Source organism: Shewanella fidelis ATCC BAA-318 (assembly GCF_000518605.1).
Classification (GTDB): domain Bacteria; phylum Pseudomonadota; class Gammaproteobacteria; order Enterobacterales; family Shewanellaceae; genus Shewanella; species Shewanella fidelis.
In genome coordinates this window covers 28,046-50,844 of the sequence record NZ_JADX01000020.1, presented here as the reverse complement: position 1 = coordinate 50,844, position 22,799 = coordinate 28,046, and the positions used below count along the sequence as shown (strand labels likewise).

The window sequence follows — 22,799 nt, the reverse complement described above, 5'->3', positions numbered from 1 at the left end:
TCCATCAGCCATTTGCAACTTTGAGCATATCAAATCTTGTTGGTAATACTGGTGCTAATAAATTGGCACCTTGGCGTAATAAGGTTTCAGTGGTTTGCCAGTCAATACACGCATCTGTAACCGAAACACCATAGGCTAGTTCATCAAGCGGCAAGTCGCTACTTTGTTTACCCGCATTTAAGTGACTCTCCAACATAACACCGATGATGGATTTATTACCAATGGCAATTTGATTGAATACGTCCTCACACACAGGCTTTTGCTTATTGTGATCTTTTGATGAGTTGCCATGACTACAATCTACAATTAACCGCGCACTTAAATTAGCTGCGTGTAACTGCTGTTCACATTCGGCGACACTCGCTGCATCGTAATTTGGTGTTTTACCACCACGTAAAATGACATGGCCATCAGGGTTGCCAGCCGTTTGCAATAATGCCACTTGGCCTTTTTGGTTAATTCCCATAAAGCGATGACTACTGGCTGCCGACTCTAGCGCGTTGATCGCTACGCCTAACTTACCATCGGTGCCATTTTTAAAACCCACAGGCATTGAAAGCCCCGATGCCATTTCACGGTGTGTTTGCGATTCAGTAGTACGCGCACCAATCGCCGACCAAGTAATAAGCTCTGACATATACTGTGGGCTAATAGGATCTAACGCTTCAGTTGCCACCGGGAGTTCAAGTTCAGCCAGCCAGATCATCAGTTCACGCGCTAATCTTAAGCCCTTATCAACGTCGAAAGACTCATCCATATCAGGATCGTTAATCATGCCCTTCCAACCCACTGTAGTACGCGGCTTTTCAAAATAAACCCGCATCAGTACAAAGAACTCATCGCCCAATTCATCATGTAGCTTTTTGAGTTTTAATGCATACTCTTTGGCTGCATCGATATCATGAATAGAGCAAGGCCCTGAAATAACCAAAACACGGCTATCACGCTTATGCACTATATCAGCAACAGTCTTGCGTGCATTAAGTACATATTGATAGGCATGCTTCGACAAAGGTAGCTCTCGCTTTAGCTCTTCTGGCGTAACCAGTACCTGCTCTGAACTAATATGAACATTATTAATTGTGTCTTGTTGCATGCTTATCACCTGTCTATGTCGCTTACTGCGTTGCCAGTCTTTATGTCACTGAATAACGTCTCAATTGTTGCCCTTGTGATTGTTATTAACCGAACCACAAGTAATATTGTAACGGTACACCATTACACCTTGAGGATCACTATGCCTATTCGTACTAGCGAGATCAAGCACTGATTTAAATTAATGAAAAAATTTAACGATTAAAGACAGGAAATTTAAGCAACAAAAAACCGCCATATAGGCGGTTTCTCGTGCGAACACTGCATCTTTTTTTAGCTGTACTAAATTACTTAGTAGCAAGCTTCTCACGGATACGTGCAGACTTACCTGAACGCTCACGTAGGTAGTAAAGCTTAGCACGACGAACACGGCCGCGACGCTTAACTTCGATGCTAGAGATGATTGGGCTGTGAGTTTGGAACGCACGCTCAACGCCTTCACCATTAGAGATTTTACGTACTGTGAATGCAGAGTGAACGCCGCGGTTACGCTTAGCGATTACAACGCCTTCAAACGCCTGTAGACGCTCTTTACCGCCTTCTACAACACGTACTTTAACAACTACAGTATCACCGGCACCAAATTGTGGTACGTCGGTTTTCATTTGCTCTTCGTTGAGCATTTTGATGATGTTATTCATTAAATAAACTCCATACTAGTAATAACTGCGCTTCGACTAATCATCTTGTTGGATGGTGTCAACAAATTCAGCTAGTAGCTGCTCTTGTTCGCCAGTCAGAGCTAGATTTTCAAGTAATTCTGGTCGTCTCAACAAAGTCCTACCTAGGCTTTGCTGTAAACGCCAGCGTCTAATATGTTCGTGGTTGCCACTTAGCAATACCGCTGGAACATCCAGTCCATCCAAGCTTTCAGGACGCGTATAGTGGGGGCAATCCAGTAATCCATCAGAGAAGGAGTCCTGCTCTGCTGAGGCTTGTTTTCCTAGCACGCCAGGAACCAACCTTGATACTGAATCAATCAAAGTCATCGCCGGAAGTTCACCGCCCGAAAGCACGTAATCCCCAATCGACCACTCTTCATCCACTTCAGTTTGAATAATGCGCTCATCAATACCTTCGTATCGTCCACACACTAAAATCAAACTGGATGACTTTGCTAACTCTTCAACGCCTTGCTGTGTCAGCTTACGACCTTGAGGAGAAAGGTAAATCACCTTTGCTTCTTTTCCAGCTGCAGCTTTTGCTGCATGGATAGCGTCACGTAGAGGTTGCACCATCATTAACATTCCTGGGCCACCACCGTAAGGGCGGTCATCCACAGTGTTATGTCTATCATGGGTGAAATCTCGAGGATTCCACGTTTGCAACTCTAGCAACCCTTTGCTAACTGCACGACCCGTTACGCCATAGTCGGTTACTGCACGAAACATCTCGGGAAACAGGGTTACTACCCCTAACCACATATGTTGTACCTCGACTTAGAAGTCCGGATCCCAATCCACTAAAATCTGTTTTGCTGCCAAGTCCACCTTCTGGATGAACTGGTCAGTAACAAAGGGAATCATACGTTCCGCTTTGCCAAAGCCATCTTTCGCGTTAGCTTTAACTAAAAGTACGTCATTTGATCCTGTTTCCACGATCTCCTGAACGGTACCCATGTTATAGCCTTTGGTATTAACCACTTCACATCCGATAAGATCTCGCCAGTAGAATTCATCTTCTGGTAGTTCTTCCATCTGTTCAGGATTAACAGCAATCTCACAATTTGTAAGTGCTTGAGCCTGATCCCGTGTTGTTACGCCTTCAAGACAAGCAACAACTGCTTTACCTTGGAAACGCCACTGGATGACTTTAACCTCGCGCCATTCGCCTTGTTCTTTAATTAGCCAAGGTGAATAGTCAAAAATACCTTCAACAGAGTCGGTATAGGTAGTGATCTTCAACCAACCTTTAATGCCATAACTTGAACCAATTTTGCCAAGAATGACGGGTTCTTGTTTACTACTCATCAATCTATACCCTAACGCTATTAAGCAGCAGCTTTACGAGCGTCTTTGATCAATTTTGCTACACGATCAGTAGTAGCAGCACCGTTAGCAACCCAGTGCTCAACACGGTCAAGATCTAAGCGTAGAGCTTCTTCTTGGCCACGAGCTACAGGGTTAAAAAAGCCAACGCGCTCGATGAAACGACCGTCACGGGCGTTACGGCTGTCAGCTACAACGATGTTATAAAATGGACGCTTTTTTGCGCCGCCACGAGCTAAACGAATGGTAACCATGCGTTTGGTATCCTCTAATGATTTGCTTTTTATCAAGCAAAGGTAAATACTGAAACTCCGTGTTCGCGGAGAGCCCCAGATAGAAAGCCGGACGATTTTACCTGACTTAGCAGCGAATGCAATGTTTTTTGACCACTTAATACATTAGCTGTAGTCAGCTGCCCCCTACAAAAGTTTATTGGCTGGCTTATCTCACGAGTAATAAGCTTGATGGATAATTGTGCAGCCTTCACAAATCGTTACTGAACACTACAATCACTTGCAACCTAATACTCAGCTACAATCGACACCTTCTATAAGGCAAAGCTTATTATGACTGAGAGCAACCATGCCAAGATGAACTAAATTGGCAATGAGCTCAGTACAGTGAAACCATCGATGAAAATATTACGCTTACCTTTAATCTTCTATGGCTATCGATTCATCGTAGATCTGTATCATCTCTTTTTGTGTTAACACTCCACCACCAAGTGAGCGATACAATTTAATCATTGCCAGTAACTTATCCCGTCTCACTTCACTTAACTTCAATTCGGCATTAAAAAGGCTTCGCTGTGCATCCATAAGATCAAGCGAACTTGACACACCATTACGATATCTAAGCATTGCTAAACGAGTATATCCCCGTGAAGCCTCAACTAACTCTTGCTGTGCTTCTATCGCTAATTCAGAGCGACGAAAGCTATTCATTGCATCATTAACTTCAAAATAAGCGTTAAGTATCGTGCTTCGATAAGCCAATAACGCCTGCTTAGACGATTCCTTCGCAATATCATATTGAGCAGAAATACTTCCAGCATTAAAAATAGGTGCTGTTATCCCCCCAAGCAAGGACCATGTTACCCCTTGGCTATCGAAAATTTTATCTAGTTCATCTGTTTCAGTACCATAGCTGCCGGTAATATTGATATTAGGGAAAAAGGCACTTTTGGCGACACCAACATTGGCGTTCGCAACAATCAACGCTTGTTCAGCCGCCTTTACATCTGGACGCTGTGACAACATTTGCGATGGCACACCAACTTTAAAAGTGCGGGGAAATAACTCAGCAGAGGTTAATGACTGCAAAGCATCATCAACCTTAAGTGGGTAATCATATTCACCAAGCAAGATCTTCAGCTGATTTGCTTTCTGTTGCCGCTCAAAGTCAAGATCAGGCAAGGTCACTTTGGCACTTTGATATTCAACTTCAGCTTGTTTGACCTGTAAGCCTGAAATCACACCATTTTGTTTTCTTAAGCGTGCTAAATCGCGCTCTTTTTTACGCAACTGAACTGTATTAACTGATATTTGGTAACGCTGCTCAATATCAAGCCATTCATAATATCGGCTTGCCACATCACTAATCAGACTTATCACCGCCAAATTTAATCTATCCTGCGCAGATAGAAAATTAGCATATTCAGCCTCACTGCGACGTCGATTCGCCCCCCATATATCAAGCTCCCATGACACAGTTCCTGCAATATCAAACTCATTACCTAGGGTTGGTTCGCTACTCGTAATACCACTATCAACTGAACGTTCTGCATTGGCAGCTAATCCAAACTCTGGATACAGCGCAGCATCAGTAACAGTCACTTGTGAACGCGCTGCAATTAGACGCGACTTTACCGATTTCAGATCAAGATTTTGCTCAAGTGCGTGGGAGATAAGTTGCCGAACATTAGGATCAAGATAAAAAGCTTGCCAGTCGATGAGGCCTGCATTGTCGGTAGATTCTTGAACTAACTCCTGATTATACTGCTCCGGCAGCGCGACATCAGGCCTTTGATAATCAGGCCCAACACTACAAGCCGATACCACTGCAGCTGCAATAGCTAACAAAACGATTTTCGCCAGGCCGAACACAGCTTCTTTAACTCGCAATATTGAAACCATCACGCTTGCTAAACGTCTACGATAGATTTGCACTTTATTCATGAGCCTTGCCCTGTACAGCAGAATGTTCAATATCCATTGAGGGTTTTATCTTAGCTTTAAGCCAGCCAGCTGTAGTGACGAAAAACAGTGGCACCATCACAATACCAATCGTGGTGGCAAACACCATTCCACATAAAATCGGAATTGAAATACTCTGTCGACTCACCGCTCCCGGCCCGACCGATAAAACCAGTGGCAACACTCCCAAAATAAACGCCATTGATGTCATTAAAATAGGCCTAAAACGCATATTGGCCGCCTCTAATGCAGCTTCTATTCGCGACTTCCCTTGCTTATGTAACTGATTTGCAAACTCCACAATTAAAATCGAGTTCTTTGCAGCCATACCAATCAATGCAATAAAGGCAACTTGGAAAAACAGATTACTTTCCATACCGCTCACCCAAGTACCTAATGCCGCACCTAACATCGCGATTGGGGCAATGAGCAATACGGCAATAGGGATCGTCCAGCTCTCATACAAGGCTGCAAGAAATAGGAATACAAACACCATCGCCAATGCCACCGCAATACTGGTTTGATTCGCAGATTGCACTTCTTGATAAGTAATACCTGTCCACTCATAACTAAACTCATTAGGCAGCATAGGTTTAGCCACTCGTTCTATCGCTCTAATAACATCACCAGAAGCGTAACCTGTTGCAGGAGTGGCATTGATTGATGCACTACTAAACAAGTTATAGTGGGTTACTGCTGCAGGCCCTACTGAGTAGTCGTATTTAGCCAACACCCCAATAGGTACCATGGCGCCACTAGAAGAGCGTACATAGTAATCTTTTATCTGTTCTGGAAATTGGCGATAACTTTCTTCGGCCTGAACTTTGACACGATATACTCGACCAAATAGGTTGAAATCATTCACTGTCGACGAATCGGTAAAGGTTTTAATTGTGCTATAGATATCAGCAACATTAACCCCAATAGCCATCGCTTTCGCTTCATCAACGGTTAAATGTAGCTGCGGAATTGCACTTTGTAATGACAAGCCTGCAGTGGCGATTTCTGGCTGCAATTTGAGCTTTTCGACCAATTCATCAGCGGTTTCCATTAAGCCTTTGAAATTAGTCCCCGAGGTGTCCTGCAATTCCATTTCAACACCAGAGCCACTGCCTAAGCCCGGCACGGCAGATGGCAGGTACAGATTAAACTCGGCTTCCAGTACCTGCTGCAACGCAACATTAACCTCTCTCATCACTTGCTTCACCGTTGCACCAGAGTCTGCCCTTTCGGACCAAGGTTTTAGAATGACTTCAAACTGCCCGTTAGCCTGATTAGAACCAGAACGGCGATTCTCTCCAGCTAAGGTAAACGAATATTCAACGGCTGGATGGGCTAGCACTTTGGCTTCAGCTTTCTTCAGTACCGCCTGTGAGCGGTTAACGGTTGCCCCATCGGGCAGTGTCATATCAATAAAGAAGCGTCCTTGATCTTCATCAGGCATAAAACTAGATGGTAGGTTTGACATAATCAAATAGACACCTGCAACCATGATTGCAAATAGCAAATAACTGCGTTTAGCTTGCCTCGTCGTTAGCGCGACAACCGCGACATATTTGCTAGTGCAAACATCAATTTTATCGTTCATCCATTTAAATATGCCTGAACAAGCCTTGCTTCCAGGCTTTAATAACAAGGCACATAAAGCGGGAGATAAGGTCAATGCGACTAATGTTGAGATCAGTACTGCAACCGTAATTGCAATAGCAAACTCTCGATACATAATCCCGGTAATTCCCGCTAAAAATGACACGGGAACAAACACCGCAGCTAACACTAAACTCGTTGCAACTAGAGCACCGGAAAGCTCTTTCATAGCGACCCGAGTCGCTTCAACAGAGCTTAAGCCTTTCTCATCCATCAAGCGCTCAACGTTTTCCACCACCACGATGGCATCATCCACCACGATGCCAATCGCCAACACTAACGCTAATAAGCTCACCGTATTGATAGTAAAACCAAACGCTAACATTGCGGCTAATGTACCTATCAACGACACTGGCACCGCAATGGCAGGAATTAATGTCGCTCGTACATTCTGTAAAAATAGATAAACAACGAGTATTACCAGAAATAGTGCTTCAACTAAGGTCTTCACTACCTCATCGATGGAGTTTTCAATAAAAATAGAGGCATCAAAGAACACTTCCCAGTTCATTCCTTGTGGGAACTTTTCCGCCAGTTTTTTCATCTCTTTTTTAACGTTTTTGGTGACTTCTAGCGCATTCGCTCCCGGCAATAGATAAACCTGTAAAATTGTCGCGTTGGCACCATTTAGCTGGGATTGCAAAGTATAAGCTGAAGAGCCCAACTCTATTCGAGCAATATCACGCAATCTAACAATGGAACCATCTGAATTAGCACGCACAATGATCTCTTTAAATTGCGGCACGCTGCTCATGCGTCCCGCTGCAGTAATCGGCAGTGTCATGCTCAATGATTCTGAATTTGGCTGCGAACCGATGGACCCCGCAGGTGATTCTTTGTTTTGTGCCTTAACCGCATCAATCACGTCTGCAGTCGTTAATCCATAACCGGCCATAATGTCTGGCTTTAACCAAACTCGCATTGAATAACTTCGAGCGCCAGTATTACGCACCCGCCCTACACCGGGGATCCGCTTAAGCGCAGCCTCAATATTAATGGTACCGTAGTTACTCAAATAGATTTCATCAAAGCGATCATCGGTTGATGTCAGCGCCAATTTAAGTAGCTCTACCGATGCTTCTTTAGATACTGATACACCTTCTGTTTGAACATCTATCGGCAGACTACCTGTCGCTTGTTGAGTTGAGTTTTGTACGTCAACGGCTGCGAGATCTGGGTTAGTGCCAACATCAAAGGTAATCGTGACGTTCGCACTACCAGAATTGGTGCTCTTTGAACTCATGTAGATCATATTAGGCAAGCCGTTTAATTCTTGCTCTAATGGGGTGGCGACCGACTCTGCCGCTGTGGTGGAGGTTGCACCTGGATATGAGGCCGACACCTTTACTTGTGGTGGCGTAATATAAGGGTATTGCTCAATTGGCAACTTAAACATGGCGATTAAACCAAGAAGCACAATGACAATTGAGATAACACAAGCATAGACAGGCCGAGTCACAAAAAATTGTGCCATGGTTATTGCTCCTGCTCTTGTTCTAACGCTTGTTGCTTAAGCGCCTGTTCCTTCTCTATTTTATCTTCACGCGTTTGGTATTCTTGTTGACTCAGCGGCTCAGCTAACTGACCATGCCTAACTCTGTGCATGCCTTCAACGATAACTAGCTCTCCCGCTCGTAAACCACTTTTGACCACGACGCCCATCTTGCCCTGATGCTCTATCACAATAAAACGTCGCTCAACTTTGTTATTTGGCAATACGACCATCACATAGACTCCACCTTGTTCAACCTGAGTGGCCTTTTGCGGGATCACAACGGCGTTGCTAATCTCATTAAGCTTAATTCGTACATTGGTGTATTGGCCCGGAAGTAACTCTTTATTCGGATTGGGTAATTCAGCACGTACTTGAAAGGTTCCTGTTTCAGGATTCACTGAAGGATCGGTAAAGCGCACATCGCCTAAATAGGGGTACTCGGTGTTATCGGGCAAGGTTATGCTAACAAAACCTTCCACAGCTTTACCTTCAACTTCGGCTTCTTTTTTATCTGAGTAACTAGTCATACGCCGGCGTGCATTAAGGTAATCCAATGCTGACATATTAAAGGTCACGTAGATTGGATCGACCTGTTTAACTCTGGTCAATAAAGATTGTCCATTACTGCCAACCAATGCGCCAATATCAACTTCAGAGCGACTGACTAAGCCTGAAATGGGAGATTTAATCTCAGTATAACTCAGCTCCAATTCTGCTTCCTCTAGCTCAGCTTTACTCGCAGCTAAACTAGAACGGGCTTGTGATAACACTGACAGTGCATTATCAAAATCGAGCTGACTGGTAGCATCTTGTTCATACAAAGGCTTTAAGCGCTCAACGTCTCGATGAGCCTTGTCTAATGCAGACTGTTGCGACTCTACATTGGCTTTTAAACGATTAACCACAGCCAGATAAGGTCGATTATCAATACGGTATAACACCGCGCCTTCTTTTACAGCACTGCCTTCAATAAAGCTTTTATCTTCAACAAAACCGTCAACTCTCGCCCTCACTTCAACATCTAACGATGCCTGAGTGACTCCAATATAATTACCAAATAGTGGCACCGTTGATGCATTCACTTTTTCAACTACCACTAATTTGGGAGTAATCACAGCTTGTTTTTCTTCACAGCCAAATAAGCCAATCATTGCCACTGTAACTAGCAGCTGTTTTACCGGGAAAAGAGTTCTAACCATGAACATGCCCCAAAATAATCAATCGTAATCCGAAGTGTGAAAGGTCGCGGTTTACTAAATGAACCTGTCCAGTTCATTTACAAATAAGCTGATTGGTATTCTCGTAAGCAGAAAAGTCGCTTAAGTCGTTACCAACTTTGACTTAAACCATCTAGGCTACTGAGTATCTATGAATATCAATTTCTGGCTATTCTGTGAATAAAGTGTAAACACTAAGCAGTGGCAACAGCAAGTGAAATGTTTAATAAATAAGCAATAAAATCAGTTTCATTCAGCGGATGCAGTAACTAGAGTTGCGCTTTAATCAGATTAATATCATGACTAGGGCTGTTCATTAGTTTGAGGATTAATGAAAGGTAAAAAAAAGCTCAAGCATTGCGCTTGAGCTTTAATCTGTAGCAAATGATTAACGGCCTGGCATTTTCATGCCTGGTGGTAACATACCACTCATACCGCGCATCATCTTTTTCATGCCGCCTTTAGACGACATTTTCTTCATCATTTTCTGCATTTGAGTGAACTGCTTAAGCAAACGGTTCACATCTTGAATTTGTGTTCCGCTACCCATCGCGATTCTGCGCTTGCGTGAACCTTTAATGATATCTGGTCGTTGACGCTCTGCAGGAGTCATGGAGTTAATAATAGCTTCCATTTGTCCTGTCATCTTACCGTCTTGAACTTGAGCTAACGCTTCTGGTGGTAATTGACCAACCCCCGGCAGCTTCTCAATCATGTTCATCATGCCGCCCATGTTTTTCATTTGCTGCAGCTGTTCACGGAAATCTTCTAAGTCGAAACTACCGCCTTTTTTCACTTTGGCAGCAAGCTTCATCGCTTTTTCTTGGTCGACACCGCGCTCAACTTCTTCAATAAGAGAAAGCACATCGCCCATACCAAGAATACGTGACGCAACACGGTCTGGATGGAAAGCTTCTAATGCGTCGGTCTTTTCACCCACACCTAAGAACTTAATCGGCTTACCGGTAATGTGACGAATAGATAACGCAGCACCACCACGTGCATCACCATCAACCTTAGTTAACACCACACCGGTTAGCGGCAAGGCTTCGTTAAAAGCTTTAGCTGTATTAGCCGCGTCTTGACCCGTCATGGCATCAACCACAAACAGTGTCTCTACCGGCTTAACTGCAGCGTGAAGCTCTTTAATTTCATCCATCATCGCTTCGTCTACATGCAAACGACCTGCAGTATCGACAATAACAACGTCAATGAATTTCAGCTTTGCATGCGCGATTGCAGCATTAGCAATATCAATCGGCTTTTGACTAACATCTGACGGGAAGAATTGTACATCAACTTCACCAGCTAGCGTTTCTAGCTGCTTAATTGCTGCTGGACGATATACGTCTGCAGAAACAACAAGCACTGACTTTTTCTCACGTTCACGCAAGAACTTAGATAGCTTTGCAACACTGGTTGTTTTACCTGCACCTTGTAAACCCGCCATCATAATGACTGCTGGAGGCTGTGCCGATAGATCTAACGCTTCATTTGCTTCGCCCATCGCGTTTTCAAGTTCGCTCTGAACGATCTTAATAAAGGCTTGGCCTGGACTTAGACTCTTTGAAACCTCTTGCCCAACAGCGCGTTCTTTGACGCTATTTACGAATTCACGAACCACAGGCAAGGCAACGTCAGCCTCAAGAAGAGCCATGCGAACTTCGCGTAAGGTTTCCTTAACGTTCTCTTCCGTTAAGCGACCACGGCCACTGATATTTTTCAGAGTCCGTGACAATCTGTCAGTTAAGTTCTCAAACATTATCCAGTTCTTTACCGTTTAAAATTTACATTGATGGGGCTGTATTATAGCGATGCCCAGATATTATGCTACAGAATGACGCAAGTTACTTTTATAACTGTCGTGGTTAATTAACAAATATTTACCGAAAATAGGTTCTAGGACAAAGAATCGACCCATTTTTGCAATCAAGGTCACTGCCCAAAAGCCTATTGCTCATGTTATTCTACGAAAGAGATTATATGAGAGCACAATGCTTTAAATCGAAATGACTTTAATGAAAAGAGACAACGCGATACGTTAACTCATTCTGCGATTTAACTAGCGTGAAAATCACGTTACTATGCAGCTAAGTTGGTCGGCTTTTGTTAAAGCATCAGGTTCATAACACAATAGGTTAATACTCAATGGTCATTTTTTCAGCTACAGCCATGTTATTTTATAGTATTGCTTTGGTTCTCGTCGCAAGTCGCCTGTTTCATGTTGACGGACCCAATAGAAAGCTTGTTGCTGGCATCGCTGCCATCGGCGTAGTTTTGCATGCTGCAGCCCTATCACAAACAATTATGACAAGTGATGGACAAAATTTCAGTCTAACCAATGTGATATCTATGGTTAACTGGATCATCACTTTCAGCTTTACTATTTTACTGTTTAGATTAAAAGTAATTGTCGTATTGCCTGTCGTCTATGCCTGTTCGGTAATATCTGTTGCCCTACTTTGGCTGGTGCCTCCTGAATATATTATTCACTTTGAGATCCACCCAGATGTGCTAGTACACGTAGTACTGTCACTTATGGCATATAGTGCCTTAATGATTGCTGCGCTTTACGCGATTCAGTTAGCAATTATTCAAAATCGCCTTAAAAACAAAAAAATCGTCATGACATCAGCTATGCCGCCACTAATGACGGTTGAAAAACAGCTTTATCATCTAGTGATTGTTGGGGTGATTTTACTGAGTTTGTCCCTCGCCACAGGCTTCATCTTCTTAGATGATATGTTTGAAGAAGGCAAAGGCCACAAAGCAATACTGTCGATAATGGCTTGGTTTGTTTATATCGGTATGCTTGCTCAGCAATACTGGGTTGGTTGCCGCATTAGAACAGCTGTCGCCTACACATTAACTGGCGGAGTGCTGCTGTCATTAGCCTACTTTGGCGCACGTATCGTTAAAGAAATTATCCTGCAATAACGCCTCTATAAGTCAATTGACCCATTAGCTGTTAATGGGTCAAACTTGACACAGTTTTAAAACTTCTGTAATTAATGACCTTTCATTGCTATCAAGCTGTAGTTCTTGTCTAAAAGATTTAGTTTTCAGGATACAGAGAATAGCAATCTGCTCAGTTGAAAAACTGCGCTTTTATAGAATATTCTGACGCCTTATCTTTAAAACAACAGCGGAGCTCCAACGTTTGGACGATATATCCACTGGCATACTACTATCCGTTTTATTCATTTTGATCTTGCTCTCAGCCTACTTCTCAGGCTCAGAAACCGCCATGATGTCTCTTAACCGTTATCGGTTACGCCACTTAGCTAATAATGGCCACAAAGGCGCTACTCGAGCGATAAAAATGTTAGAGCGCCCAGACAGATTAATTGGCTTAATCTTGATCGGTAATAACCTAGTTAATATTCTCGCTTCCGCTATTGCAACGATTATCGGTATCCGCTTATTTGGTGACGTGGGGGTCGCCATCTCGACCGGTGTATTAACTTTAGTGGTGCTAGTTTTTGCGGAAGTGACTCCAAAAACCGTTGCAGCACTACACCCAGAGCGCGTTGCCTTCCCTTCGAGTCTTATCTTACGTATTTTATTAACTGCACTCTCTCCATTCGTAAAAGTTGTTAATTTTATCACTTCGGGCTTCTTACGCTTATTAGGGATCCGTTCCGTCAAAACTGACGATGCACTCAGCCAGGAAGAACTGCGTACTGTAGTAAACGAAGCAGGAGCGCTTATTCCGCAGCGACACCAAGAGATGCTGCTTTCGATAATGGATCTTGAAAAGGTCACCGTTGATGACATCATGATCCCACGTTCAGATCTCTATGCCATCAACGTCAATGATGACTTCAAAAGTATCAACAAACAGGTTATTCAAAGCCCGCATACACGGGTTTTACTCTACCGAGATACCATAGACGATGCAGTGGGCTTTGTGCATCTACGTGATGCTCTGCGGCTACAATCTAAAGGGCAATTTAGCAAATCGTCATTACTTCGGGCAGTAAAGGAGTTATATTTTATTCCTGAAGCGACCCCTCTCAATGTGCAGCTAGCTAACTTCCAGCACAATAAAGAACGCATCGGCCTCGTTGTTGACGAATACGGTGACATTCAAGGTTTAGTCACCCTTGAAGATATTTTGGAAGAGATTGTCGGTGACTTCACAACCTCGATGGTGACAACACCGAGTGAAGATATCACTCCACAACAGGATGGCAGCTTCCTCATTGAAGCAAGTATCAATATCCGTGATCTCAATAAAGAGATGGCTTGGCACTTTCCAATTGATGGTCCAAAAACGATCAATGGCTTAGTACTTGAGTACTTAGAAGATATACCTGAGCCAAACACCTCGATGCGCTTATACGGCTACCCACTTGAAGTGATAGATGTGGCTGACAACATGATTAAAACAGTAAGAGTAATGCCACAACATTATCGAGCGCCCAAAGCGGCGAGTTAACCTCGTTGAGCTTGATAAATAAAGGCGCTGATGCGCCTTTTTTTATCACGTTAAGCTGACTTTTTGGCCGCCTCTAATGCACGGCGCTTTTCCCTAGCCAGTGGTGTGATATCCGCTAATAACTGCTTTTCTAGCCCTAGCATAAAGTACACCTCTGCCATTAAAAAAAATGGACCAATCAGTAACTGATTCAAATCGTCAACAAAAGCCGGCTTTGCCTTTTCGTAATGGTGACCTATGAACTGGATCACCCAGCCAATCAGAAACACGGCAACAGCTATCCATATTGCATTTGGCATTTGCGCAACAAGGCTAGATGTATAAAGCACAGGAATAATAAAAAGCGTCAAGCCAACTGCAAGCCTAGCGTGCAACAAGAAGTAGTAGATAAGCACACCAAGCGTAAAAATTGTTGCAATATTAAAAGTAATAACAGGATCGTTAGCAACCGCAAAATTGATGGGAATTAAATTCAACAGTAAAAACAATGACCAAATAATTAAGGGAATACCAACAAAATGTGTACGTATATTCTTAGGGTTTAAGTGAACACTTTTATAGGTCGATAACTGCTCTTCGGCGGATTTCATCAGCGCTTCTCCATTATCAGTGGCCTGCCCAATCACAAACTGTAAGCACTCAGTCAAGCCACTTAGTTAACTCTCTGTCCATAATTTAACGGGCTATCGGCCTTGAACTACAATCCAAAAAACGGCCATAGCAGTTATGGTTGTTCAAACTATAAGGCCCGATAAATTTAACTAAATATTAACCTAATAGATCTTGTCGCATTTTAATAGAGTAAAAATTCAAAATAGCTTTTTAGCCTGTAAACTCAACGAATAAAGCAGCTTATACTGATATTCACAATACGAGTATGAACTTCAACCTAGTCAGCGGTAGAGTAAGTTACCCATTTAGCAGCCTCGTTATCATAATAGCTTTCCTGTAAAACTTTACCTTTACCATTGAGCGTTTTAATAACCAGTACCTGCCCATTCTCGTCATAGGTTTTAATCTGCTTATCTATCACTACACCGTTAATATAAGTACGCTTGGATATTAACTGGCCATTACAGTGATATTTTGCAAACTCCCCCTCTTCCACTCCCATGTTGTAGTGCTTTATAGACTTAACTTGTTTATTTTCAACACAAAAGGTTAACTGCACACCATGAAGAGCACTTCGTGGCTTATAGGCATAATGTTGCTCAGAATAACGTTGACCACCTGCTGCAAAGGTTTCTAACATTGCTGTTTGGGTTACTCTATCAAAGCTAAACTGAGTTTTTATACCGCCATTGCGATAATAGCTTGTCTCTTTCAGTTTTTTGTAATCGGCATAGATAAATTCACTATCGCTTTTAAGCTTGCCATTAGCATAGTAATCTTTGTTGCGTTGTCGCTTTTCACCATCAACAAAATAATACAGACGCCACTCTCGCCCCTTTGCATAACTGATACTCTCAACCTCTTCATCACCTTCAAAGCGCTTATAACTTGTGATTACGCCCGATTCATCATACAGAGATTGCTCTGTTTTAACGCCAGCTTGGTAAACTCTCAACCATTGTGGTTTGCCCGTTGAAGCGAAATGATAGGTGGTATTTATTCCATTGAGCTTACCGGCTTTATACCAAGCAGTTTCGTGGAGTAAGCTATTAAATACAGAAAAGCTATAGCCATTTTCTAAACCGTTCTCATACTGAGTTGCACGATAGAAATGTTCAAGCTCACCACTAATCGCAATTCCAGTAAATAATTCACCTCGATAAAACATAGGACAATCGCTTTGATATTTAGCTTCACAGCTACCTTGCGCTAAGTCATCCAGACTAACAGGAACCTGACGCCCGCCACTGCAGCCAGTTACAGCCCCTAAACTAAAAATGATCCACACTAGCGAGGTTAAGCGTTTTGATATGAGGAACTGCGACATTAGACCTATTCTTATAATTGAAATAAATTTTGCTGAAGTAGCATTAGGCAAAGCATCAACTTTGCTAACGTGGCTGCAGAATACACAGTGCGAGCCTTTTCCACAAATGACATACTGCTAACTGCTACTTAAATCAATAAAGTGAAAAGCAGCATCACTAACATGTAGATTAACTCGAGTTCATTTCACATTAGCAACTAAAGGCGTATAGTTTTTATAGAGCTTACAGTTCCACTACACTGTAATTTATCCCTCCGTCATCACTGCCAACACTTTAGTATGGAGACACAAACAATGTCACAGCTATGTTCACTTGCCCAGCCAGGCGTGCTATCCAACCCTAGTTCCCATGTTGAATACCTCACTTTCTCTTTAACCCCAAGCGAACAACTATCAGAACTTGCCGCAGATGCGATTAGCACCCTCTCGGGAATTGAGAAGTCAATAAACCAAAAAGATCTAACCGCGGGTTTAACTATCTCAATCGGTTTTTCAGCCAATGCTTGGCCACAGCTATTTCCAGAGCAACCACGACCAAACCAACTGCATGTCTTTGCAGAGATGCGTAACGGTACACGTCACTTTCCATCAACGGCCGGTGATATTTTTGTAATGATCAAGTCAGAACGTATCGATTTGAACTTCCAAGCAGCTAAATACATCCGCAATAGTTTCAATAACCTAGCCAGTTTAATTGAAGATATTCAAGGTTATAAGTACCTAGATAACCGCGATATGATTGACTTTGTAGACGGTACAGAGAATCCTGTCGGTGACGAAAGAGTCGAGGCTGTACTTGTTGAGGATGATGCTGAAATTCACCAAGGCGGTAGTTACTTACATGTTCAACGCTATGTTGATAAACAAGCCGAGTGGGATAAGCAAACGACCGAATATCAAGAGCAAGTTATTGGCCGCACCAAAATGGACAATGTAGAGCTAAGTGATGCCGAAAAACCTGCCTGGGCACACAATGCTAAAAGCAAAGTTGAAATTAACGGCGAAGAGATAAAAATGCTCAGACAAAATCGCCCTTATGGCAATGCGATGGAGCACGGCACTATGTTTGTTGGCTTTGCAGCTACGCCATCAATTATTGAAACCTCACTAAGCCAAATGATCAATGCCGATGAAGATGGCCACTATGATCGCCTACTTGACTTTGTTGAAGCTAAAACTGGCTGCCTATTCTTTATGCCGTCCAAGACCTTTCTAGCGCAATTTGACGACGAGTAAACACTTTGGTTAGTCGGGTAGTTTAGCTTCGCTCTAAAGTACCCGACTAATACCAATTAAAATAAGAGCAGACTTTAAAATAACAGCAGTGCTTTGAATACAATAAGTGTTAAAATCAGCATTAATACTCTCTTTGTAGCACCTCATGACACATCATACATTAGGCATTCAAGACGTTAGCCAATCAAACTTACAAGCATTACTCAATTTAGAGCTAAATACCGACCAAACCCGCTTTATCGAGCCCATTGCCGATTGCTTGCAAGAAGCTAGAGAGGACGCTCGCTATATTCCTGTTGCCCTTTATTATGGTGAAGTTATGGCAGGTTTTGCCATGTATGGCCAGTTTAATGAGTTTGTGCTATCGACTCTCTCAACCCATGCGGAACAAGCTGCAACAAACCAAGAAACTAGAGTGTGGTTTGACCGCTTTCTGATTGATAGACGCTTTCAAGGGTTAGGATTAGGCAAACGATTTGCCAAACTACTACTGGGTTATTTATTTGAGCATTTTAATTGCCAACAAATTTACTTGAGTGTCTATCCTAATAATCGTAATGCTATCAAGCTTTACCGACAGCTTGGCTTTGAATTCACTGGTGAGTTAGTTTGTGATGGGGAGCAAGTGATATGCTGTAAGCGAGAAGAGTTTCAAAGCTAATGGCAGTAATTAAATTCCACTACTGCACATCTAAAAACTCGCTTACTCAGCGGCTAGTTAAGATTCTAAAATCACCGTCGCGGTTGCATAATGCTGTTCATCGGCAATGGAAAGGTGTGCTCGGCTACCGCCTAATTGTGTCAGCCTTTGCAGTGCACCGTCAGTTAGCAGTAGCAAGGGCGCGCCAAAATCATTATTACTGATCTCAATATGTTGAAAAGACACACCGCGACCAATACCTGTACCTAAGGCTTTAGCTGCCGCCTCTTTAGCAGCAAACCGTTTAGCAAGATATCGACCAGGCTGAGCGCTACTCACAAAAAGTGTAAATTCGGTCTCAGTTAATACTCGTTTAGCTAAACGGCAAGCCTGCAGAGCCTTATCTCCAGCAGCAGGAACACGCTCTTCTATTCGTGCTATTTCAACAATATCTGTGCCTAAACCTACAATCATTTTAATCCTTTACACTTTCTATAGAAGGCAGTGTTATACCAAACTAAACAAAAGCCGAATAAACAAAAGCCGAGAAATAACATCTCGGCTTAACAGTAACCTTAAGTCAAGGCTCAGTCGCCACGACGACCTTCAAGCATCAATTGCTTCATATCACGAACAGCTTTGTCTAAACCATCAATCGCTGCGCGGGCAATAATAGCATGGCCAATGTTTAGCTCATATAACTCAGGGATCGCAGCAATAGCTTTAACGTTATGATAATGCAAACCATGACCCGCATTGACGACCAAGCCCTTACCATGAGCATAAGTTGCCATTTCAGTGATGCGTTTAAGCTCTGCAGCTTGCTCACTATCAGTTTCGGCATCAGCATAACAACCGGTATGGATTTCAATGACAGGCGCCCCAACGGCAACCGCTGCGTCAATTTGGCTGCTATCAGCATCAATAAACAAAGAGACCTTAATACCTTCTTTGGTTAAACGTGCTACTGCGGCAGCAATCTTATCTTGTTGACCAGCAACATCTAAGCCACCTTCAGTGGTTAACTCTTCACGCTTTTCTGGCACTAGGCACACATAAGCAGGCTTAATTTCACAGGCAATATCCAGCATTTCTTCTGTCACTGCCATCTCAAAGTTCATGCGTGTTTTTAAGGTTTTTGCCAAGGTATATACATCACGATCTATGATATGACGACGGTCTTCACGTAGGTGAATCGTAATCCCCTCCGCACCGGCATGCTCAGCAACAGCAGCGGCATGAACTGGATCTGGATAATTTGTACCGCGTGCCTGACGTAGTGTCGCAATATGATCGATGTTAACGCCCAATAAGATCCGGCTCATGTTTGTTCCTTAAAAAATAAGCTGAAATAAAAACGTCATTGTACTGATAGGGCTAGCGTTTAGCCAGTCAACTATAGCGAAATTAATGCAGTTTAATTGCGCTTATAATTGCGACTTTTTAGCAAACAAGGTTCTAGAATATAAAGGTTTATCCCCCAAAATCGGGGCTAATAATTGTCGCATTAGTTTCTTTGCTTCAACAAAATGCTGACTGGTAAGCTTACGCTCATTTAGCGCAACAAGCATTTCACCGGTAAAAAAGCGATGCTGGTTATAGGGGGTAGCAATAACAGGCGTAAATCCAAGTTCCGCTTCTAACCGATAAAAACCACTAGCTGTAATCGGCGCGTCACTTGGATCAAAGTCCAGCGACGGCATAGTGCCTAACTCTTTTAGCAACGCATGTTCAAAATATCTAAGCTGACTTTGATTAAACTCTGTCGCCATCGCGATTAAAGTACGGTGATAATCAAAAAATAGATTCTCAGCGCTATGTTGCACACTCAAACAGCGGATCAATAACTCATTGAGGTAAAGACCTGAATACAAACAATCACCCGTAAGCGGTACAGCAGGACTTGCCGCCTCGACTTGCTTAATGTTTTTGAGATCAGTTTTGCCATGAAGCTGAAATATAATCGGCTGAAAAGGCTGGATAATGCTACGAATAGAGTTCTTTGCACTCCCTAAACGTGCTACAGCGTCAACCCGTCCCTTGCCATCAACTAACAAGTTAACTATTACGCTACTATCACGAAAATGCCGACTATGAAGAACGTATCCACGCTCCATATTTATCATTCCAATTCACATAAAAATGCCCCTTCTTATCGCTAAAAAGAGGCATATTTCAAAGCTAAGTAATCACGAGTTTATTCGTCACCGTAACCTAAACTACGTAGTGCTCGCTCATCATCAGCCCAGCCTGACTTAACTTTAACCCACATCTCTAAGAAAACTTTGTTATCAAACAAAACTTCCATATCAACCCGTGCTGCAGAGCTGATCTTCTTGATGCGTTCGCCTTTGTTACCAATCACCATACGCTTCTGAGTTTCACGCTCAACAAGTACTAGGGCGTTGATCTGGTATACACCGTTTTCCATCATCTTAAACTGTTCGATCTCAACCGTACAATCGTATGGCAGTTCGTCACCTAAAAAGCGCATCAGCTTTTCACGTACGATTTCTGACGCCATAAACTTTTGAGAACGATCAGTCACATAGTCTTCAGGGAAATAATGTGGCGACTCAGGAACTGACTCAACGGCCATATCTAAAATACGCTGTACGTTAGTACCTTGAGTGGCAGAAATCGGTAGAATTTCATCAAACGGAAACTTCTTCGATAACTCTTCAAGATGCGGGAAAAGCGCTTCTTTATCTTTGATGTTATCGACTTTATTAATCGCTAAAATCGTCTTACGGCCATCATCACGACTTTGTAGCTTACGCAGTACCATCTCATCATCTGATGTCCAGTTCATACTATCTACAACAAATACCACCAGACTGACTTCTGCTAGCGAACTCGCTGCCGCTCGGTTCATCAGACGGTTAATGGCGCGCTTCTCTTCGATATGCAAACCAGGAGTATCGATAAATACGACCTGACGCGGACCATCGGTATGGATCCCCATGATACGATGACGAGTGGTTTGCGGTTTTTTCGAAGTAATACTGATTTTTTGCCCTAATAGCTTATTCAGTAGCGTAGACTTACCTACGTTAGGACGACCAACAATTGCCACCATGCCACAATAAGTCACAGCATAATTAACAGCTGACGATGGGTTGTTCATCTTTGCCAAAAGCTCGTCTAGACTTGGCTCGTGGCTCTCAGGTAAATCTTTGTTGTCACTCATTTCTTAATTAACTCCAACACTTGAGCAGCAGCGCTTTGTTCGGCTTTTCTGCGAGAACTGGCTACTCCGATAACAGCTTGGCTCAAGTCTTCTACAATACATTCAACGGTGAAAGTTTGCTCATGGGCATCACCTTCAGTATGGACCACTTTATAGACTGGCAGCGGTTTTCTAAACTTCTGCAAATATTCTTGCAGTAGCGTTTTAGGGTCTTTCTGATTAATAGGTTCAATCACTTTTAGACGTGACTCATACCATTTCAGTACTAGCGTGCGGCATGTTTCAATATCTGAGTCCAAATATATCGCACCGATAATTGCCTCAACCGCATCAGCTAAAATAGACTCACGTCTAAATCCACCGCTTTTCAGTTCACCTGGGCCAAGCTTGAGGTAATCACCTAACTTAAACTCCAGCGCAATTTCAGCTAGCATTTTGCCACACACTAAGGTTGCTCTCATGCGGCTCAAATCACCCTCTGTCGCCGCTGGAAACTGATGATATAGCGCATCAGAAATCACGATAGAAAGAATAGAGTCGCCTAAAAACTCCAATCTTTCATTGTGCTTGTTAGAAGCACTGCGATGGGTTAACGCTTGGTCTAAAAACCCTTTTTCGCTGAATTCATAGCCTAAGGTACGACACAAACGTGGAATGTTTTTAATTGGTTCCATATTACACAATTCCGCCTACACGGTTAAAACGAACCCCTGTTGGGATCCAAGTCGGTAAAAAGTCAGATGGCTTTCTGTCGAATTCAAAACTAATCCAAATAGCCACTGCCTTACCCACTAAGTTCTGTTCCGGTACAAAGCCCCAAAAACGACTATCTGTACTGTTGTCACGGTTATCACCCATCGCAAAGTATTGCCCTTCAGGCACAACAAACTCGGTTAACGGTACGTTATCTTGACGGAAGAAATAGTTAATACGATCAGGAATAGCAGGATTAACCAAGATATCGTGGCTAATATCACCTAGCTGTTCTTTATAACGAATTAAAGGCATGCCACTTTGTGAGAATTCACCGCGATTAACTAGTGCTCTATCCACTTTCTTAAGCTCTGGGCATGGGCTTTGGCCTTCAGCGCAAGCTGGTTGGATATATAAGTCTTTATTACGGTAAACAATGCGATCACCCGGTAAACCGATAATACGCTTGATGTAATCGATCTTTGGGTTCATTGGATATTTAAATACAGCCACATCACCACGTTCAGGTTTGCCCGTTTCAAGCAAAGTTGAACGCCAAACAGGATCTTTAATACCGTAGCTAAATTTCTCAACTAAGATAAAGTCACCAACCAATAAAGTCGGCTTCATTGAGCCTGACGGAATTTGGAATGGTTCATAAATAAAAGAGCGTAAAATAAGGACAAATGCAATAACAGGGAAGATTGACTTCGATGTTTCAACAATTGCAGACTCACGCATGATTTTTTCAATATGCTCTTCACTCAAACTTGCATCAGCTGCTTGAGCCATTGCCAACTTCTCACGGCGCTTAGGCGCAAAAAATATCGCGTCAGCTGCCCAAATCAAGCCACTACCTAGGGTAACTAACACCAAAATAAGAGAAAAATAGGCTGCCATTATTAATTAACTCCTGCCAAACATTATCTGTATATGGCGAAAATGCCATTGTCTTTAATGGTTATACGCCAGTAATGAAAGCGCCGCAAATTGCGGCGCTCTGTCTGGCGATTTATTAACAAT

At 42.9% G+C, this 22,799-nt stretch carries 21 protein-coding genes; 4 read left to right on the top strand and 17 right to left on the bottom strand.

Annotated features, from left to right (window positions below):
• Positions 1-4 precede the first annotated feature (4 nt).
• The 9 genes from L884_RS0110610 to ffh all read right to left on the bottom strand — a co-directional run bounded on the left by L884_RS0110610 (position 5) and on the right by ffh (position 11,399).
• Positions 5-1,096 carry a 3-deoxy-7-phosphoheptulonate synthase gene (locus tag L884_RS0110610; protein ID WP_028767490.1) on the bottom strand — a complete coding sequence of 364 codons (1,092 nt, stop codon included), beginning with the start codon at positions 1,094-1,096 and terminating at the stop codon, positions 5-7.
• Between the two features lie 286 nt (positions 1,097-1,382).
• On the bottom strand, positions 1,383-1,736 hold the full coding sequence (rplS, locus tag L884_RS0110605; protein WP_028767489.1) for a 50S ribosomal protein L19: 354 nt from the start codon (positions 1,734-1,736) through the stop codon (positions 1,383-1,385).
• Between the two features lie 36 nt (positions 1,737-1,772).
• Positions 1,773-2,519 carry a tRNA (guanosine(37)-N1)-methyltransferase TrmD gene (trmD, locus tag L884_RS0110600; protein WP_028767488.1) on the bottom strand — a complete coding sequence of 249 codons (747 nt, stop codon included), beginning with the start codon at positions 2,517-2,519 and terminating at the stop codon, positions 1,773-1,775.
• A gap of 15 nt (positions 2,520-2,534) precedes the next feature.
• On the bottom strand, positions 2,535-3,065 hold the full coding sequence (gene rimM, locus L884_RS0110595) for a ribosome maturation factor RimM (protein WP_028767487.1): 531 nt from the start codon (positions 3,063-3,065) through the stop codon (positions 2,535-2,537).
• Positions 3,066-3,085: 20 nt separating this feature from the next.
• Positions 3,086-3,337 carry a 30S ribosomal protein S16 gene (rpsP, locus tag L884_RS0110590; protein WP_012154307.1) on the bottom strand — a complete coding sequence of 84 codons (252 nt, stop codon included), beginning with the start codon at positions 3,335-3,337 and terminating at the stop codon, positions 3,086-3,088.
• A gap of 399 nt (positions 3,338-3,736) precedes the next feature.
• Positions 3,737-5,260, bottom strand: a complete 1,524-nt coding sequence (locus L884_RS21960; protein ID WP_084221429.1) for an efflux transporter outer membrane subunit — start codon at positions 5,258-5,260, stop codon at positions 3,737-3,739.
• Positions 5,253-8,399 (bottom strand): efflux RND transporter permease subunit, encoded by a 3,147-nt coding sequence (locus L884_RS0110580; protein WP_028767486.1) that lies wholly within the window; start codon positions 8,397-8,399, stop codon positions 5,253-5,255. Before L884_RS0110580 ends, L884_RS21960 begins: the two co-directional genes overlap by 8 nt.
• A gap of 2 nt (positions 8,400-8,401) precedes the next feature.
• Positions 8,402-9,571, bottom strand: a complete 1,170-nt coding sequence (locus L884_RS0110575; RefSeq protein ID WP_245603107.1) for an efflux RND transporter periplasmic adaptor subunit — start codon at positions 9,569-9,571, stop codon at positions 8,402-8,404.
• Between the two features lie 454 nt (positions 9,572-10,025).
• Positions 10,026-11,399 (bottom strand): signal recognition particle protein, encoded by a 1,374-nt coding sequence (gene ffh, locus L884_RS0110570; protein ID WP_028767484.1) that lies wholly within the window; start codon positions 11,397-11,399, stop codon positions 10,026-10,028.
• 386 nt (positions 11,400-11,785) lie between these two features.
• Between ffh and L884_RS0110565 the strand changes: the two genes are divergently transcribed.
• Together L884_RS0110565 and L884_RS0110560 are read left to right on the top strand one after the other, a co-directional pair.
• The gene (locus L884_RS0110565) at positions 11,786-12,574 is read left to right on the top strand and encodes a cytochrome C assembly family protein (protein WP_028767483.1); all 789 of its coding nucleotides are present in this window, start codon (positions 11,786-11,788) and stop codon (positions 12,572-12,574) included.
• Positions 12,575-12,797: 223 nt separating this feature from the next.
• A complete protein-coding gene (locus L884_RS0110560; RefSeq protein WP_028767482.1) occupies positions 12,798-14,078 on the top strand; it encodes an HlyC/CorC family transporter in 1,281 nt (426 codons plus the stop codon).
• Between the two features lie 50 nt (positions 14,079-14,128).
• Here the strand turns inward: L884_RS0110560 and L884_RS0110555 are convergent, their stop codons facing one another.
• Positions 14,129-14,668 (bottom strand): Mpo1 family 2-hydroxy fatty acid dioxygenase, encoded by a 540-nt coding sequence (locus L884_RS0110555; RefSeq protein WP_028767481.1) that lies wholly within the window; start codon positions 14,666-14,668, stop codon positions 14,129-14,131.
• A gap of 299 nt (positions 14,669-14,967) precedes the next feature.
• Positions 14,968-16,017: a toxin-antitoxin system YwqK family antitoxin gene (locus L884_RS0110550; protein WP_028767480.1), complete on the bottom strand. Its 1,050-nt coding sequence runs from the start codon at positions 16,015-16,017 to the stop codon at positions 14,968-14,970.
• A gap of 294 nt (positions 16,018-16,311) precedes the next feature.
• On the opposite strand from L884_RS0110550, the gene L884_RS0110545 reads away from it, so the two are divergent.
• Together L884_RS0110545 and L884_RS0110540 are read left to right on the top strand one after the other, a co-directional pair.
• Positions 16,312-17,253 carry a Dyp-type peroxidase gene (locus tag L884_RS0110545; RefSeq protein ID WP_028767479.1) on the top strand — a complete coding sequence of 314 codons (942 nt, stop codon included), beginning with the start codon at positions 16,312-16,314 and terminating at the stop codon, positions 17,251-17,253.
• Between the two features lie 145 nt (positions 17,254-17,398).
• Positions 17,399-17,914 carry a GNAT family N-acetyltransferase gene (locus tag L884_RS0110540; protein ID WP_028767478.1) on the top strand — a complete coding sequence of 172 codons (516 nt, stop codon included), beginning with the start codon at positions 17,399-17,401 and terminating at the stop codon, positions 17,912-17,914.
• 57 nt (positions 17,915-17,971) lie between these two features.
• Here the strand turns inward: L884_RS0110540 and acpS are convergent, their stop codons facing one another.
• From acpS to lepB, 6 genes are all read right to left on the bottom strand, one after another.
• Entirely contained in the window at positions 17,972-18,367 is a 396-nt protein-coding gene (gene acpS / locus L884_RS0110535) for a holo-ACP synthase (protein WP_028767477.1), read from the bottom strand.
• Positions 18,368-18,480: 113 nt separating this feature from the next.
• Entirely contained in the window at positions 18,481-19,218 is a 738-nt protein-coding gene (pdxJ, locus tag L884_RS0110530; protein ID WP_028767476.1) for a pyridoxine 5'-phosphate synthase, read from the bottom strand.
• Between the two features lie 102 nt (positions 19,219-19,320).
• On the bottom strand, positions 19,321-20,010 hold the full coding sequence (gene recO / locus L884_RS0110525; RefSeq protein ID WP_028767475.1) for a DNA repair protein RecO: 690 nt from the start codon (positions 20,008-20,010) through the stop codon (positions 19,321-19,323).
• Between the two features lie 80 nt (positions 20,011-20,090).
• Entirely contained in the window at positions 20,091-21,083 is a 993-nt protein-coding gene (gene era / locus L884_RS0110520) for a GTPase Era (RefSeq protein WP_028767474.1), read from the bottom strand.
• Positions 21,080-21,757: a ribonuclease III gene (gene rnc / locus L884_RS0110515; RefSeq protein WP_028767473.1), complete on the bottom strand. Its 678-nt coding sequence runs from the start codon at positions 21,755-21,757 to the stop codon at positions 21,080-21,082. Before rnc ends, era begins: the two co-directional genes overlap by 4 nt.
• A gap of 1 nt (position 21,758) precedes the next feature.
• Positions 21,759-22,676 (bottom strand): signal peptidase I, encoded by a 918-nt coding sequence (gene lepB, locus L884_RS0110510; RefSeq protein WP_028767472.1) that lies wholly within the window; start codon positions 22,674-22,676, stop codon positions 21,759-21,761.
• Positions 22,677-22,799 lie beyond the last annotated feature (123 nt).